10 protein-coding genes and 1 tRNA gene are annotated in these 16,500 nt (G+C 73.7%); 5 read left to right on the forward strand and 6 right to left on the reverse strand.

All coding sequences use genetic code 11. The features are described 5' to 3' along the window. The first annotated feature begins 177 nt into the window (after positions 1–177). From ACFW1A_RS09085 to ACFW1A_RS09100, 4 genes are all read left to right on the forward strand, one after another. On the forward strand, positions 178–579 hold the full coding sequence (locus ACFW1A_RS09085) for a globin (protein ID WP_380406640.1): 402 nt from the start codon (positions 178–180) through the stop codon (positions 577–579). 331 nt (positions 580–910) lie between these two features. Continuing rightward, positions 911–4,330 carry an FtsX-like permease family protein gene (locus tag ACFW1A_RS09090; protein WP_380406642.1) on the forward strand — a complete coding sequence of 1,140 codons (3,420 nt, stop codon included), beginning with the start codon at positions 911–913 and terminating at the stop codon, positions 4,328–4,330. Further along, positions 4,327–7,476 carry a hypothetical protein gene (locus tag ACFW1A_RS09095; RefSeq protein WP_380406644.1) on the forward strand — a complete coding sequence of 1,050 codons (3,150 nt, stop codon included), beginning with the start codon at positions 4,327–4,329 and terminating at the stop codon, positions 7,474–7,476. The genes ACFW1A_RS09090 and ACFW1A_RS09095 overlap by 4 nt, the downstream gene beginning before the upstream one ends. Positions 7,477–7,553: 77 nt before the next feature. Beyond that, positions 7,554–8,489, forward strand: a complete 936-nt coding sequence (locus ACFW1A_RS09100; protein ID WP_380406684.1) for an ABC transporter ATP-binding protein — start codon at positions 7,554–7,556, stop codon at positions 8,487–8,489. Between the two features lie 208 nt (positions 8,490–8,697). Here the strand turns inward: ACFW1A_RS09100 and ACFW1A_RS09105 are convergent, their stop codons facing one another. The 5 genes from ACFW1A_RS09105 to ACFW1A_RS09125 form a co-directional block, all read right to left on the reverse strand. Further along, on the reverse strand, positions 8,698–9,414 hold the full coding sequence (locus tag ACFW1A_RS09105; protein WP_380406646.1) for a hypothetical protein: 717 nt from the start codon (positions 9,412–9,414) through the stop codon (positions 8,698–8,700). After that, positions 9,411–9,920, reverse strand: coding sequence for an acyl-CoA thioesterase (locus ACFW1A_RS09110; protein ID WP_380406648.1), 510 nt, complete (start codon positions 9,918–9,920; stop codon positions 9,411–9,413). The genes ACFW1A_RS09105 and ACFW1A_RS09110 overlap by 4 nt, the downstream gene beginning before the upstream one ends. Before the next feature lie 123 nt (positions 9,921–10,043). Further along, a complete protein-coding gene (ettA, locus tag ACFW1A_RS09115; protein ID WP_380406650.1) occupies positions 10,044–11,708 on the reverse strand; it encodes an energy-dependent translational throttle protein EttA in 1,665 nt (554 codons plus the stop codon). 536 nt (positions 11,709–12,244) lie between these two features. Then, positions 12,245–13,612 (reverse strand): Cys-Gln thioester bond-forming surface protein, encoded by a 1,368-nt coding sequence (locus tag ACFW1A_RS09120; protein ID WP_380406652.1) that lies wholly within the window; start codon positions 13,610–13,612, stop codon positions 12,245–12,247. Positions 13,613–14,046: 434 nt separating this feature from the next. Beyond that, entirely contained in the window at positions 14,047–14,895 is an 849-nt protein-coding gene (locus tag ACFW1A_RS09125; RefSeq protein WP_380406654.1) for a single-stranded DNA-binding protein, read from the reverse strand. A 587-nt stretch (positions 14,896–15,482) separates the two neighbouring features. Between ACFW1A_RS09125 and ACFW1A_RS09130 the strand changes: the two genes are divergently transcribed. Next, positions 15,483–15,555 (forward strand) — tRNA-Arg (locus ACFW1A_RS09130). A gap of 701 nt (positions 15,556–16,256) precedes the next feature. Here ACFW1A_RS09130 and ACFW1A_RS09135 read toward each other — a convergent pair. After that, complete coding sequence (locus ACFW1A_RS09135) at positions 16,257–16,478, reverse strand: hypothetical protein (protein ID WP_380406656.1); 222 nt, start codon at positions 16,476–16,478, stop codon at positions 16,257–16,259. Between the last annotated feature and the right edge of the window lie 22 nt (positions 16,479–16,500).

Raw genomic sequence — 16,500 nt, forward strand, 5'->3', positions numbered from 1 at the left:
GGGGGCGCCGGGCCCGGGGGGTCGCCCGGGGCGCCGGGGGGGGGCCCGCGCGGGGCACCCGGGCCCCCGGCCGCCCCCCGGCGAGCCGCCGCGGGCCTGCGGCTGGCTCCCGCGGGGGCGCGGCGCGGCTCCGGAGGCCCGTTCCCGCCCGAGCGGGCCGTCTGCGACGATGGTCGAGTGACTGAGATCGGGCGTGACGGAACGTACGAGGAGACCTTCTTCGACGCGGTCGGCGGCGAGGCCGTCTTCCGCAAGCTGGTCCACCGGTTCTACCAGGGGGTGGCCGGGGACGAGCTGCTGCGTCCGATGTACCCCGAGGAGGACCTGGGCCCGGCCGAGGAGCGGCTGGCCCTGTTCCTGATGCAGTACTGGGGCGGCCCGCGCACCTACAGCGAGCACCGCGGCCACCCGCGGCTGCGGATGCGGCACATGCCGTTCACGGTGGACCGCGCGGCCCACGACGCCTGGCTGCGGCACATGAAGGACGCCGTGGACGAGCTCGACCTGACCCCCGAGGCCCGTCGCCAGCTCTGGGACTACCTGGTCTACGCCGCGGCCTCGATGATCAACTCCGACTGAGTCGCGGTCCCCGCCGCCCACCCCGGGCCCGCCCGGGGTGGGCGGCCGCACGACCGGCCCCGGGTGGGCCGGGGTGGGCGGCCGCTGCAGGGCCGGCCCGTGGCCGGCGGCCGGTGCACGACCGGCGCGGGTAGCCGGAGCACCGACCGGCGCGAACCTCCCGCAGCACCGCTCCCGGGCAATCGTTGGCATGCACACTGCCCGCTAGCTTTCGCAACGGAAACGATTCACGCACGACCCTTCCTTCCGTCCGCGCGTTCTGACAGCATCGCCCGGTATTCGGTGGGCTCATTCCGATCTGCGGAGCCCGCGACGGGGGAGGAACGCACTCATGGGCGGTTTCGTCCTGCGCAGGTTGCGCAGTCGACTCGCGCTGGCGGCAGCCGCCGCGCTGACCGTGCTGCTGACCGCAGCGGTGCTGGCCACGCTCAACGCCTTCGACACCGGGGTCGGCGACGCCGGCGCCCGCCGGGCGCTGCACGGCCAGGACCGGGACCGGGCCACCGTGACGGTGACCGCCGACCTGTCGGCCGGCAACGTGCCGAAGGCCGACCAGCAGGTGCACCAACTGGCCGCCGACGTCTTCGGCCCGGTCCCCGCCACGGTGCGCGACCTGGTCCGCAGCCACTCGTTCAGCCTGCCCGCCACCGGCGCCCGCACCCCCGACGGCAAGCCCGTCGATCCCGACCTGACCACGCTGGCCACCCTCGACCCGGCCCGGGTGAGCGTCACCGCCGGGGGGCTGCCGCAGCCGACCACGGCCGGGCAGCCGGTGGAGGTCGCGGTGCCGCAGATCGCGGTCGGCCGACTGGGCCTGCAGTCCGGATCGCTGCCGCTGAAGCTGCACCTCGTCGACCGGATCAGCAACACCGGGGCGGACGTGCTGGTCACCGGGGTCTACCACCCGCTGGACGCCACCGACCCGTACTGGCAGCTGGACCCGCTGGGCGGGCACGGGCTGCGGGTCGGCGGCTTCACCAGCTACGGCCCGCTGCTCGCCCCGGACAGTGCCTTCGGCGCCGGCGGGATCGCCCAGCAGGGCGTCAACTGGCTGATCACCGGGGACTTCGACCGCGCCACCACGGACCAGCTGGACGGCGTGCGGACCCGCACCCCGGGCCTGCTCGGCGACTTCCAGAACACCTCCGGCTACTCGGCCGCCAGCAAACTGCCCGACGCGCTGGCCGACCTGCACGACGAACTCCTGGTCGCCCGCTCCACCCTGGTGATCGGCGCGCTGCAGCTCGCGGTGCTGGCCGTGGGCGCGCTGGTGCTGGTGACCCGGCTGCTGAGTGAGCGCCAGGCCACCGAGAACGCCCTGCTCACCGCGCGCGGCGCCGCCTGGTACCGGGTGGCGGGCACCACCGCGCTGGAGGCCGGGGTGCTGGCACTGCCCGCCGCGCTGTTCGGCCCGCTGCTGGTGCCGCCGCTGCTCGGGCTGCTCGGCCGGGTCGGCCCGCTGGGCAACGCCGGGGTGCGGCTGGACGGCGGCCTGGCCCCGGCCGACTGGCTGGTCTCGCTGGCCGCCGCCGTCGCCGCGGTGCTGATCGTGCTGGCCCCCACCGTCGCCCAGGCCGTCGGCACGGCGCTCAACCGGCGGGCCGGCCGGCGCCAGGCACTGGCCTCCGGGCTGGCCCGCTCCGGCGCCGACGTGGTGCTGCTCGTGCTGGCCGTGCTCGCCTACCTGCAACTGGCCCACTACGGCTCCGGCGACGCGACCGGCGGCGGTGCGCTCTCCGCCGACGCCGGCGGGCAACTGGGCCTGGACCCGGTCCTGGTCAGCGCACCGACCCTGGCCCTGTGCGCGGGCACCGTGCTGGCGCTGCGGCTGCTGCCGCTGGTGGCCCGACTGGGCGAGCGCCGGGCCGCCCGCGGCCGGGGCCTGCCCGCCGCGCTGGCCGGTTGGCAGTTCGCCCGCCGCCCGCGCCGCAACGCCGGGCCGGTGCTGCTGCTGGTGCTGGCCGTGTCGATGGGCATGCTGGCCCTCGGGCAGGCCGCCTCGCTGACCGCCTCGCAGCACGACCAGGCCGAGTTCTCCACGGTGGGCGGTCTGCGGGTGACCAACGTGGGCCTGCCCGCGGTCAGTCAGGCCGAGGTGCTGACCGGGCTGCCCGGCGGCGAGCACCTGCTGCCGGTCTCCCGCCAGGAGGTGCCGCTGGCGCACGGCGCCATGGCCCAACTGCTGGCCGTCGACGCCAAGGCCGCCGCGCAGCGGGTGACCATGCGCTCCGACCTGACCGGCTCGCACACCCCGGCCCAGTTGTTCGGGCCGCTGGCCGCCGCCGCACCGGCCGGGAACGACGGCATCGTGCTGCCCGGCAAGGCGCTGGTGATCAGCCTGGACGTCGCGGTCGACAGCACGTACTCCGACCCGGTCGCGTTCCCGCTCCCGCCCGGCGCGTACGTCCCGGGCGGGTACCCCCCGGCCGGGGACGACTCGAACGCCCCCGCGCTGACCCTGACCCTGCGCGACCGGTTCGGGATGACCTTCACCACCGAACTGCACGACCTCCCCGGCCAGGGCGAACGGACCGTCAGCGCCGACCTGTCCGCGATGTTCGCGGCACCGGCCGGGGCACCGGCCGCACCGATCACCCTCACCGGCATCGAGGTCAGCTACAGCGCCACGGCGACCGGCAACCTGCACCAGAAGCTGACCGTCCGCCAGGTGGGCGCGGCCGACGCGACGGGCGCACCGGTCCAGCCCGCCACCGTCCCGGCCGGCCTGCAGTGGAACAGCACCACCACTCCCGCCTCCGACCACGACCAGTGGGACACCCGGTTCCAGCGCGCCTTCCCCGGCAAGTCGCTCGACGCGGTGGCCGCCGCGCTGGACCCCGCCGACGGCCACGACGTGCTCGCGCTGCACTACTTCACCGGTCTGGGCACGATGCCCAACACGGCGAAGCTGACGGTGCGCACCGACGCCGGCCAACTGCCCAGCACGATCGGCGCGGTGGCCACCGACGACTACCTGCACGCGACCGGCGCCAAGGTCGGCGACGACGTGCCGGTACAGCTCGGGACCAGCCGGCTGGTCTTCCACATCCAGAACGCGGTGCCGGCCCTGCCGGCCGTGGGCGGGCCGACCGGCGGGCCGAGCGCGGCGCTGCTGACCGACCTGTCGACCGTGGACCGGCTGATCGCGGCCGGCGGCGACAACCCGCTGGCGCCCACCGAGTGGTGGCTGCCGAGCCAAGGGCGCGGCGACCCGGCGCCCGCCCGGCTGGCGGCCGCGCTGCGCACCAGCGTCTTCCCGTCCCAGCCGCTGCTGGACACCGAACTGATCGACCAGGCCCGGCAGGACCCGCTGGGCGCCGCACCGCAGAGCGGGCTGCTGGCGCTGACCGTGGCCGCCGCCGTGCTGGCCGCGATCGGATTCGCCGCGGCCTCGATCGGTGCGGCCGGGGAACGGGCCGCCGAGTTCGCCGTGCTGCGCGCCCTGGGCGCCCCGCAGCGGCAGCTGGCCCGCACCGCCGCCGCCGAGCAGGGCATCCTCATCGTCCTCGGACTGGGTGTGGGCACCCTGCTGGGCTGGGTGCTGGTGCACCTGGTGGTGCCGCTGACCGTGCTCACCCCCGCCGCGCACCGACCGGTGCCGGCCGCCCTGGTGCAGCTGCCGCTGTGGCAGGTGCTGATCCTGCTGCCGGCGCTGGCCGCCCTGCCGGTCGCCCTGACCGTGCTGCGGGTGCTGCGCCCCGCCCGCACCGCCGAGACCGTCGCCCGTCTGCGCCACCCGGAGGAGATGTGAGCCGCGCCGAGAACCGCGCCCCGCAGGCCGCGCCCTGGGTGCGGACCCGCCTGCGCACCACCCGCGGGGCCGGACTGCTGCTGGCGGTGCTGGTCCTGGTCACCGCCTTCCTGGCCGCCGGGCTGCCCCGGGTGCTGGACCGGGACGCCGACGCGGCACTGTCCGGTCTGCTGACCTCCGCCACCCCCGCGGCCCGGTCGCTGACCGCGAGCACCGGGCCGGGCACCGACACCGCAGAGCTCAACTCGGGCACCGCCAGCACGGCCGCGCTGGCGATCCAGCACACGCTGACCGACCCGCTGGCCCCCTCCCCCGCCGAGAACGCCTACGGCGCGCGCACCACCACGGTGCGGTACCTGATCGACCCGGGCCTGCCCCGGCTGGAGGACCACGACCCGACCCTGGGCCTGGTCAGCCTCAACGACCAGATGCAGCACCTCAAGGTGGTCGACGGCAAGCTGCCGGACATCATCGGGACCGACGGCGACCAGCCGCTGTTCCAGGTGGCGCTGGCCAAGCAGACCGCCGACCTGCTGGGTGTGAAGGTGGGCTCGCAGCTCACCGCCTCCGCCCAGCCCAAGGGGCCGAACCGGAGCGGCTACAAGGTCACCGTCGCCGCGATCTTCGAGGCGGCCGACCCGCAGGGGGCGTTCTGGTCGGCCACCCCCTGCGTCACCGGCCCGTGCCTGGCGTACACCCCCACCGTCCCGGCGACGCCGTACTGGAACGTCAGCGCGCTGGTGCCGGAGGCCGCGCTTCCGACCCTCGCCCAGTTCGCCCCGTCCGAGCTGTTCTGGCAGATCCCGGCCGACCCGCACCACCTGCGGGCCGCCCGGACCGGCGAGGCCCAGCAGTTGCTGTCGTCGATCCTGTCCGGTCGGATCGCCGCGCAACTGCCGGACCGGGCCGAGGTTCCGCAGCTGCGGGTCACCTCGATGCTGCCCGCGCTGCTCAGCGAGGCCCAGCGCAGGCAGTCGGCGGTCGCGCCGCTGAACGCGATCGGGCCGCTGGGCGCCGGGGCGGTGGCGGTGGTCGTGCTGCTGCTGGCGGCCGGGCTGGCGCTGGACCGGCGGCGCGCCGAGCTGGTGCTGCTGCGGGCCCGCGGCGGCTCGCTGACCGGGATCGGCCTGCGACTGCTGGCCGAGACCGCGGTCCTGGTGCTGCCGTCCGCAGTGCTGGGCACCGTGCTGGCACTGGTGCTGCTGCCCACCCCGCGCTGGCAGACCCCGGTGCTGCTGGGGACCGCGACGGCGCTGCTCACCCTGCTGGCCTTCCCGCTGCGCGCGGTGCTGCTGCTGCGCGAGCCGCGCCGGGGCTCGGCGGCCCGCCGCACCCCGTCGGCGCTGCGCTCGCGGTTCGCCGGACTGCTCGGCGACCCGCGCCGACTGGTGCTGGAACTGGCCGCACTGGTGCTGGCCGTGGCGGCGGTGGCGGCGGTGCGGCGGCGTGGCGTGGCCCCGCCGGGCAGCTCGGTGGACCTGCTGCTCAGTGCCGCGCCGATGCTGCTCGCGGTGGCCGGGGCGGTGCTGCTGGCCCGGCTCTTCCCGCTGCTGCTGGCGCCCGCGGTGCGCTGGGCGGCCCTGCGCCCCGGCGCGATCGGCTTCCTGGGGCTGGCCCGGGCCACCCGCGGCGCTTCGGCGGGCGGCACCGCGAGCGGCGGCTCGACGGGCGGCTCCCGCGGCGAACGCGCGGCGCCGACCGTGCTGCCGCTGATGGCGCTGCTGCTCGCGGTGACCACCGCCGGGTTCGGCGTGACCGTGCTGTCCTCCACCGACACGGCACGTCAGCTGGCGGTCCGTCACGCGGTGGGCGCGGACGCCCGGGTCCTGGGCAACGACTCCTGGACGCTGCCGACCGGCTTCGCCGACGCCGCCGACAAGCTGCCCGGGGTACGGGCCGGCACCACCATGGTGGTGGACGGCTCGGCCTCGGTGTCCACCGGCGACGGGGCGCTGCTCGGCGGGTCGCTGCTGCTGATCGTCGATCCGCAGCAGTACGCGGCGCTGGCCGAGCACGTCGGGTTCGGCCGGCTGGACCCCGCGCTGCTGGACGGCTGGACCGGCAACGGCTCGGGCGGTCCCGACGACCCGGTGCCGGCCATCGTCTCCCAGGACATCGCCGGGCGCCTGGGCACCGGGGTGGACGGGGTGCAGCTGCCGGACGCCTGGGGCTACCTCAAGTTCTCGGTGGTCGGCACCACCGACGGCTCGCCCGCGCTGCCGACCGGCGGGACCAGGCCGATCGTGGTCGTCTCCAAGACCGCGGTGCTGCGCCAGCTGCCCCACGCCAAGGGTCTGCTGGACACGCCGAACGGCTGGTTCGGGACCGGGGACGGGATCACCGGCGCCCAGCTGCGGGCCCTGCTGGCGAAGGACGGCTCGAACACCGGGCCGGCGTCGAGCGACCAGCCGGCGGGAGCGAGTCAGACGGCGACAGCGGGTCAGACGGCGACGCCCGGACAGACCGCGGGGGCAGGTCAGACGGCGACGCCCGGACAGGCTGCGGGGGCGGGTCAGACGGCGACGCCCGGACAGACCGCGGCACCGAGCCCGTCAGCGGCGCCCGGCCAGACCGCGACGCCCGGACAGACCGCGGCGCCCGGCCAGACCGCGGCGCTCGGGGACGGCTCGGCGCCCGGGGCGGACTCGGTCGACGCCCGGTTCAACATCGTGACCCGGGACGACTACGCGAAGGGGCTGGGCAACAACCCGCTGGAGCGGTCGTCGGCCCGGCTGTTCTGGGCGGCACTGGCGGGCGCGGCCGGCTACAGCCTGCTCTCGCTGCTGCTGACCCTGTTGCGGGCCGCACCGGAGCGGGCGGCGCTGCTGGCCCGGCTGCGCACCATGGGTCTGCGGCCGCGGCAGGGACTGGTCCTGATCCTGGTCGAGGCACTGCCGCAGGCCCTGCTGGCGGCGGCGGCCGGGGCGGGCATCGCCTGCCTGAGCGCGCCGCTGCTGGGCTCGTCGGTGGACCTGTCGGCCATGGTGGGCGTACCGGTCCCGGGCGGGCTGCGGATGGCACCCGCGGCGGTGGCCGAGCAGGCGGCCGTGCTGGCGGCGCTGGCCGCCCTCGTGGTTCTGGTGGAGACCGCACTGGCCGGACGGCGTCAGATCAATACCGAGTTGAGAGCGGGTGACCAGCGGTGAGCACATCGGACATTCTGGCGGACGGCAGCGGGACCGACGCCGCGCGGAGCACCTCCCGGGGCGGCTTCTACGGGGCGCTGGAGGAGCGGGTCCGGGCCGCCGAGCAGGCGCCCGGCTACGGTCACGACTCGGTCATCGCCTGCGACCGGCTGGTGCGGATCTTCACCGCCGACCGGGTGGAGGTGCAGGCACTGCAGGGGCTCGACCTGCTGGTGCGCAAGGGCGACCTGGTGGCGCTGGTCGGCGCGTCGGGCAGCGGCAAGTCCACCCTGCTCAACATCCTGGCCGGGCTGGACGTGCCGACCGCCGGCTCGGCCACCGTGGCCGGCTGCGACCTGCTGACGATGGACGCCAAGGAGCGGCTGCGCTACCGGCGCGAGGTGGTGGGCTTCGTCTGGCAGCAGACGGCGCGCAACCTGATGCCGTTCCTGACGGCGGCGCAGAACGTCGCACTGCCGATGCAGTTGAACGGCGAGCGCTGGTCGGCCGGGCTGAACAAGCGTCGGGCCGCCCGCGCGACGGAGCTGCTGGAGGCGATCGGCATCCCGCACCTGGCCGACCGGCGGCCGGCCCAGCTCTCCGGCGGTGAGCAGCAGCGGGTGGCGATCGCGGTGGCGATGGCCAACAACCCGTCGGTGGTGCTGGCCGACGAGCCGACCGGCGAGCTGGACTCGGAGACCGCGGCCTCGATCTTCGACGCCTTCCGCACCGTCAACCGCGAACTTGGCGCCACCGTGGTCATCGTGACCCACGACCCGATGGTGGCGGGCGAGGTCCGGCGCACCGTGGCGATCCGGGACGGGCGCACCAGCTCGGAGGTGCTGCGCTCCACCCTCACCCGCGAGGACGGCACCGAGTCGGTGAGCGAGCGCGAGTACGTCATGCTCGACCGGACCGGCCGGGTGCAGCTCCCCCGCGAGTTCCTGGCCGCGCTGGGCATGGAGCACCGGGTGGCCGTCGACCTGGCGGCGGACCACATCGCGGTGTGGCCGGACGACCACCCGGACCACTAGTCCAGGGGCGGTGCCGTAGGGAGGGGGCGGCGCTCGCGGAAGGGGTGGCGCTCGCGGAAGGGGCGGGCCCGCCCGGGCGGGGTGCGGCGTGGGCCGAAGGCCGCGCGTGGGCCGTGGCCCGTGGGTCGCGCGTGGGCCGAGGGCCGCGCGTGGCCCGTGGGCCGGGCGGGCCGGGCGCGCTCGGCCCGGTCCCGTCCCGCCAGGACCGTCACGCCAACGGCGTCAGCCCCAGGCCCGCGCCCGGGGCGGTGGCGGTGCGCAGCACGACGGTGCCGTGCGGGGCGGTCAGGCGCAACCAGCTGGCCGAGCGGTGCGCGGTGAGCTGGGCACCGGGGTGCAGGAAGCCGATCCGGTAGGCCGCGTGAGCGGCGCGCAGTGGCAGCTCCGGCAACGCCGTGAGCGGGCGGGCCCAGATCTCGTCGGCGATCCCGTCCAGCACCTCGCGGGTGCGGTGGTGCTCCGGGACCGCCGCGCTGCGCTCCTTGAACTCGGCCACCGAGGCGAGCAGTTGCGGCATCACCCGGTCGGCCGGGGCACTGCCGAGCAGTTGCCAGCCGGCCCGCGGCGGCAGCAACCCGGCCCAGGACGGACCGGTGACCGGTGCCGGCAGCGCGACCGCGCCCTGCTCCTCGTCCAGGCCCTCCAGCAGCTGGCCCGCCGAGACGGTGGCGTCCACGCCCGGACCGCCGGCGCCGGCCACGGATCCGGTCACGGAGTCGGCCAGCCGCGCGGTGCGCAGGGCCAGCACGCCCGCGCTGCCCAGCGGGAGCCGGCCGTAGACCGCGAGCACCTCGGCACCGGCGGCGCCGACCAGCTGCAGCCGCACGGCCGCCGCCCGGTCGAAGCGCAGCAGCCGGGTGAGGAAGGCGGCCAGGTCGGCTGCCTCGCGCGAGTCCTTCAGGCCGAGCCGGGCGGTGCTGATCACGCGGCGACCTTGGCGGGCACCGGGTCCTTGGCGGGCACCGGGTCCTTGGCGGGCACCGAGTCCTTGGCACGCACCGCGTCCTGCTCGGTCTCGACGAAGCGGCTCAGGAAGGACCGCTCCACCGGGCTGATCCGGCGCGGCCGGGCCGCCTGCAGGTCGTACGGGACCACCACGGTGGAGGCGCGCACGTAGACCTTCTCGGTGCCGTCCTCGGCGGTGTCCTTGATCTCGTAGGAGACGGTCACCGAGGCGCCGCCGATCTTGGTCACCCAGGTCTCGATGGTCACCGGCTCCGGCCGGTGCACCAGCGGGAGCTTGTAGTCGATCTCGTGCCGGGCCACCACCGAGCCGCCCGCGAACTCCCCCGCGCCCGCCTCGGCGGCCTGGGTGAACATGAAGTCGATCCGGGCCTCCTCCAGGTAGCGCAGGAAGACCACGTTGTTGACGTGGCCGAAGGCGTCCATGTCGGACCACCGCAGCGGGCAGGCGTAGATGTGGCGTGCCACGAGCCGTTCTCCTTGTCGCTCTCATTCGATCGGCCCGGTCGGGCGCCCCTGCGGGCGCCCGGCCGGGCCGCTCCCCGTGTCCGTCCGCCAACCGACCGGCCGGAGCCGGTGGCTGACGGTCGATCAGCCTCGGGTCAGCTTCTTGTAGGTCGCGCGGTGCGGACGGGCCGCGTCGGCGCCCAGGCGGTCGATCTTGTTCTTCTCGTAGGACTCGAAGTTGCCCTCGAACCAGAACCACTTGCTGTCACCCTCGTAGGCGAGGATGTGGGTGGCGACCCGGTCCAGGAACCAGCGGTCGTGCGAGATGACCACGGCGCAGCCGGGGAACTCCAGCAGCGCGTTCTCCAGCGAGGAGAGGGTCTCGACGTCGAGGTCGTTGGTGGGCTCGTCGAGCAGCAGCAGGTTGCCGCCCTGCTTGAGGGTGAGCGCCAGGTTCAGGCGGTTGCGCTCACCGCCGGAGAGCACGCCGGCCGGCTTCTGCTGGTCCGGGCCCTTGAAGCCGAAGGCCGAGACGTAGGCGCGGGACGGCATCTCGACCTGGCCGACGTTGATCCAGTCGAGGCCGTCGGAGACGACCTCCCACAGGGTCTTCTTCGGGTCGATGTTGGCGCGGCTCTGGTCGACGTAGCTGATCTTGACGGTCTCGCCGACCTTGACGCTGCCCGCGTCCGCCGTCTCCAGGCCCTGCAGCATCTTGAACAGCGTGGTCTTGCCGGCACCGTTGGGGCCGATCACGCCGACGATGCCGTTGCGCGGGAGGGTGAACGACAGGTCGTCGATCAGCACCTTGTCGCCGAAGGCCTTGTTGAGCTTGTCGACCTCGATCACGATGCTGCCCAGGCGCGGGCCCGGCGGGATCTGGATCTCCTCGAAGTCCAGCTTCCGCATCTTGTCGGCCTCGGCCGCCATCTCCTCGTACCGGGCGAGGCGGGCCTTGGACTTGGCCTGGCGGCCCTTGGCGTTGGAGCGGACCCACTCCAGCTCTTCCTTGAGCCGCTTGGCGCGCTTGGCGTCCTTCTGGCCCTCGACCTTGAGACGGGACTGCTTGGTCTCCAGGTAGGTGGAGTAGTTGCCCTCGTACGGGTAGGCGCGGCCGCGGTCCAGCTCGAGGATCCACTCGGCGACGTGGTCCAGGAAGTACCGGTCGTGGGTCACGGCGACCACGGTGCCGGCGTACTTGGCCAGGTGCTGCTCCAGCCAGTTCACCGACTCGGCGTCGAGGTGGTTGGTGGGCTCGTCGAGCAGCAGCAGGTCGGGCGCCTCGAGCAGCAGCTTGCAGAGCGCGACGCGGCGGCGCTCACCACCGGAGAGGCTGGTGACCGGCCAGTCGCCGGGCGGGCAGCCCAGCGCGTCCATCGCCTGCTCCAGCTGGGCGTCCAGGTCCCAGGCGTTGGAGTGGTCGAGCTTCTCCTGGAGCTGGCCCATCTCCTCGAGCAGCGCGTCCGAGTAGTCGGTCGCCATCAGCTCGGCGATCTCGTTGAACCGGTCGAGCTGGGCCTTGGTCTCCTTGACGCCGTCCTGCACGTTCTCCAGGACCGTCTTGGACTCGTCCAGCGGCGGCTCCTGCAGCAGCATGCCGACGGTGAAGCCCGGGGTCAGGAAGGCGTCACCGTTGGACGGCTGCTCCAGCCCGGCCATCATCTTCAGCACCGTGGACTTACCGGCGCCGTTGGGACCGACGACACCGATCTTCGCTCCGGGGAGGAAGCTCAGCGTCACGTCGTCAAGGATGACCTTGTCGCCGTGTGCCTTGCGCACCTTGCGCATGGTGTAGATGTATTCCGCCACGTGAGATCGCTCCGGCGTCGTCTTGGAGTTGGTTTACCGCGTATCAGCGTTCCATTGTGCCGCACCTGGGGGCCCGGCCCGAACGCGCGGGGCCGGTGCGGGCGGGACGTCGGGCCGTGGGAGGCACCGCGGGGAGCCTCGTCGGGGTGGCCCGGTCGTCGGCCCCGCCCGGTGCGCCGTGACGGGCTGTTCCCGGACCGGTGGCGCTGCTCGTCCGCCCCTCGCCCCCGGCCCCTGACCCTCGGCCCCTGACCCTCGGCCCTCGGCCCTCGCCCCGACACCTGACCCCCGGCCCGCTGGGGCCGCCCCGACGTGCTGGCGGCGCGCTCGCCCGTGGTACCGCCGCTCGGGCCCCGGCCGCGACCACCCCACCCCTTCACCACGGCCGGGCACAGGGCCCGGGAACAGCCGGTGGCCCGGTCCACTGGGGACCGGGCCACCGGTTTTCTCGTTCAGTTACCGCTCCCGCCCTCCCGGGCGGTCACCGCACTGGGCCTACGGCACTGGGTCGACCGCGCTGGGTCTACCGTGCTGGGTCAGGCGGCGGTGCGGCTGTGCCGACCGCGACGGCGCATCATGTAGACCCCGGCGCCACCGGCCACGACCAGCGCACCGGCGATCCCGGCGATCAGCGAGGTGCCGCTGCCGCCACCGGTGGAGGCCAGGCTGCCACCGGTGCTGCCCGAGGTCGAGGCCGGGGTGGCCGACTTGCTCGGGGTGGGGGTCGGGGTGCCACCGGTGGTGCCGCCGGAGCTGGCCACGTGGCAGTTGAAGGTGCCGGTGAAGGTGGTGACCTTGCCGGCCAGGCCCGGGACGCTGATGGTGTACTGCGCGCCCTCGGTCTCCGGGACCGAGACGGTCTGGGTGGAGCCCGGCTTCACGGTGACCGACTTGCTGAAGCTGCCCTGGGTCACGGTGGTGGTGAAGTCCTGGTCACCGGTGTTGGCGATGCTGACCACCTCGGCGTTCTGCTCGCAGACCGTGGTGGCGGTGATCGCCGGCGCCGGGCCGTTCGGCACCCAGCTGGCCTTGGCCTCGGCCGAGGCGGTGACGGTGGTGTTGCCGGCCAGGATCAGGGTCTGGCTGTGCGGGGCGGTGAACGCCCGGCCGGCCAGGGCCTCCAGCGAGGCATGGGCCGTCACCGTGGCGGTGCCCGGGTTGGCACCGGCCGGGGCCTTCACGTAGAGGGCGTCGCCGTTCTTGGCGCCGTTGGTGAGCTTGCCGCTCTTGTCCGACAGGACGGTGCCCGCCTTGTCGGTGAGGACCACGCCGGCCGCGCTGGAGGCGGAGTCGAGGGAGGCCTCGGCCGCCTCACTGGTGGTGGCCACGTTGATCGGGCCGAGCAGCGCGCCGCTCTTGCCGGACACCGAGGCCGGGGAGAGCGAGAGCGAGGCGGTGGGCTCCGGGACGCTGGTCGCGTTGGACTCCAGGTACGCGGTCAGCTTGGCGGCGTCGGCGTTCTTCGGGACCGCCTTGACGTGGTCCGAGAAGTGCCAGATCGCGGCCTGGGTGGCGGAGGCGGCCTGCGCCGGGCTGAGCTCGGCGACCTGGGCCTCCTTCGCCAGCACCGTCAGGTCGGAGACCTGCGGGTAGGAGTGCTGGAGGATCCAGTTGATCTTGCCTGCGTCCGGGTTGTTGGCCAGCGAGCTGGAGCTCCAACCGGTCTCCTGGTAGACCGAGCCGTTCTTGGTCTCGGTCTTCAGGTCGATGCAGTAGGTGAGGAGGGTCTTGCCGTCGCTCGTGTTGAGCGAGATCAGACCACCCGCCGCCGGCGCGTCGGGAGTGTCGTTGATCACGACGTAGTCCCACTTGTCCTTGACCAAGTCACCAAGCTTGGCCGTGACGCCGGTGCCACTGTCCGCGACCGCGGTACCCGCCGCCGCGAAACCCCCGGCCACAGCCATGCTCGACGCGAGCATGACAGCAGCTATCCGGGACAAACCTCGCCGTTGCATCTGGAACATGTAGTGAACCCCTCCGGGCAGAGCCGCGCCCTGGGCAGCCCGCCGCGCAAGGCCGCGCTCCCTGTGGCGCCGCCGCACTTGTCTGAACCAGACGCATCATATTGAGAACCGCCCGGACGCAAACCGCCGGGGTCGGATAAACCGGTTCCGTATCAGAATCGTTATCAAGGAACGGACTTGCCTGCAGATCTGACGGGGCAACAGATAACGGTCACTTTATCGACTTGCCTACGCGGCCCGGCGCGCCGGTGAACCGAAAGCGCCTCAAAAGCTCAAGTTCTGCTCAGAGAACACTCACCGGGGTGAGTGGTGGCGGCCACACCGGGCTGTGGGCCGCCACCCTCTCACACCACGGGTGACAGCGGCTCAGCCGTTCATCCCGTCAGCACGGCACCCACCACCTCCTCCTGCGACCGCCCCGCGGGCTCGACCGCTTCGGCGGCCACCGCCCCCGGAGCCGGGCCACCCGCAGCCGCGACGCCCACCGCCACCCGGGCGGCCCGGGGCGAGCGCGGCGCACGAGTGGGCGCGGTGCGAGGGGCGGCGGCACGGGCAGCCGTGGTGCGCCGCCTGCCGACCGTCGGCCCGGCGCCGGGCTCGCCCGCACCGGGCGGCGGAGCGGCCGCCGTCACCCCGACGGTGCCCACCGGCATCACCTCCGCGCCGACCGGGTCGGCCGCACCCGCCGGCCGGCCGCCGGCCATCGGCCCGGCGCTCAACTCGACCGCCCCCACCGCCTCCTGTGCACCACCCCCGACCTGGGACGACCGGTACTCGCGCACCGCCCGGGCGATCCACTCCGGCACCGCCTCCCCCGCCGAGGAGATCCCGGCCCCCTGCGGTTCCCCGTCGCCGCGCGCGTTCACCGCCCAGCGGAACGCCGACGTACCGCGCCCGAGATCGTGGCCGACCACCCGGGCGTCGACCTCCACGGTGGTACGGCGCTTGCCCTCGTCCTCCCACTCGCGCACCCGCAGCCGACCACTCACCACGACCGGCTCGCCCTTGCTGAGCGAGCTGACCACGTTGGTCGCCAGCCGGCGCCAGGCGATCACGGTGACCCAGTTGGTCTCCCCGTCCACCCACTGGCTGAGCGCCTTGTCGAACCGCCGCTCCGTCGTCGCCAGCCGGAAGTTCGCCATCGGGATCCCGGACGCCGTCTGCGCGTAGTTCACCGGGGAGGCGACATTCCCGATCATCGTCACCATCGTCTCGTTCACCATGGGCCTCACATTTCTCGTGGTCCCCTTGAGTGGGGAATCGACCGGTCAGCAACGATGGTGCCGGGCGGGAAAGGAGCAATCCACGGCCTTCGAATTCCTGTGGATAACCAGGGGTCTGTGGATAAATGAGCCGTACTTGACGATATGCTTTTCACATCAAGACAAACCGAGTGCGTGCATGACAAAACTCCGCCCGAGAGCCGCCCCGCCCCACCCCTGAACGAGTGGCCGCAAGGAGTTCTGTCCACGTCATCCGACCGGAGGAACCCCAATCCGCCCCGTCGTCGGTGCTCAACTGTCACGCTCCCCGCACGCGCCGCTACCAGCGCCGCAAGTCCATAACAGGTGAGGAGACATCGCCGTAACGAGTGCACAACGTCCGGCGGCAACACTGCTCCCGACGCTGCACGCCGCGAGTCCACCTGCGATTATCAGACCGCTATCGCACGGCCGACACACCCGCACCGCCTGTGGAAAGCCGAGCAAGGCAGCAGCACCCCCTTATCCTGTCCCCGGCAGGGCAAGGGCCGCACCCCACCCCCACCCAGGGACCAGGCACCAAACCCCTTCGGGCCGCACGCCCACCCGCCCCCGTAGCTCAGCGGATAGAGCAGGTGCCTTCTAAGCACTTGGCCGCAGGTTCGAGTCCTGCCGGGGGCGCCGCCACGCCCCGCCGATCCGAGCCGGATCGGCGGGGCGTTTTTGCTGGTCAGGGGCTATCAGTGGCGCGCCGCAGCCGCTCGGCTTCGCGCCGGACAAGGCGAACTCCTGTCCGACCGGCTACGGTTGGCGGCGGCCGGTTCCGGCTTCCCGGACCGCATTCGCGTCGCGGTCGACCGCTCGCGGCACCGGCAACCAGCAGCACGCCGCCGGCCTCGGCCGTGAACCCCGGGGCTGCCTCGCTGCGGCGCCGGGCATCCGCGTGCTGACGCTCGATGCACTGGTAGGAGATGCGCCGCAGGACTTCCACGCTGTGCCCCGCCCACTCTGCGACTTGGGAGGGTGCGGCGCCCGAGTTCAACCAGTCCGTCATGCAGCCGGCCCACGAGTCGTAGCTCCTGCGCGCCGTCCTCGACCTCGCCTCCTCCGGGGTCGTGACGGCCGTCCGAGCCGCACGCCGAGCCCTGCGGGCGGCCGGGAGCGCCCGTGACGACCGTGCTCCCCCGGAAGAAGCGGTCACCGGGCCTGAGCTCCTCGTCCTCGATGTGCCGGAGCAGGAGGGCGCTGAGCATCGGGGAGACCGGCGCCCGACGGGTCTCCCCCTCGGCTCGTCCCTTGAGGCTGCGGATGTCCCTGTGCTCCCCGGAATCGGTCCGCCGCCCGCTGACTTCCGGATGGGCCGTGTGGACCAGAAGCCTTCCTCACTCCCCTTCCTTCAGCGGCTCGTCACCGACCCGTATGGCCACTGCCCCATCGGGCCGCGGGGCCGCGTAGCGGATTGTGGCGACGAAGGGCATCAGGCGGGCCCCGCCGTGGGGGCGGATCAGCCCCTGCTGGGTGTGTTCCGGGTCGATCAGTGTCCGCTTTTCGATCGCCAGGGTTGTCTTGACGGGTACGGCCGCCGGGTGGCGCTCATGGAGCACAGCGGGCTCTCCGTCAGGGATT

The organism is Kitasatospora sp. NPDC058965, assembly GCF_042741245.1.
Classification (GTDB): domain Bacteria; phylum Actinomycetota; class Actinomycetes; order Streptomycetales; family Streptomycetaceae; genus Kitasatospora.

Excerpts from the sequence above, each read along its gene's own strand:
- ACFW1A_RS09090 (WP_380406642.1), top strand. The coding sequence starts at position 911 with ATGGGCGGTTTCGTCCTGCGCAGGTTGCGCAGTCGACTCGCGCTGGCG.
- ACFW1A_RS09120 (WP_380406652.1), bottom strand. The coding sequence starts at position 13,612 with ATGGCTGTGGCCGGGGGTTTCGCGGCGGCGGGTACCGCGGTCGCGGAC.
- ACFW1A_RS09125 (WP_380406654.1), bottom strand. The coding sequence starts at position 14,895 with ATGGTGAACGAGACGATGGTGACGATGATCGGGAATGTCGCCTCCCCG.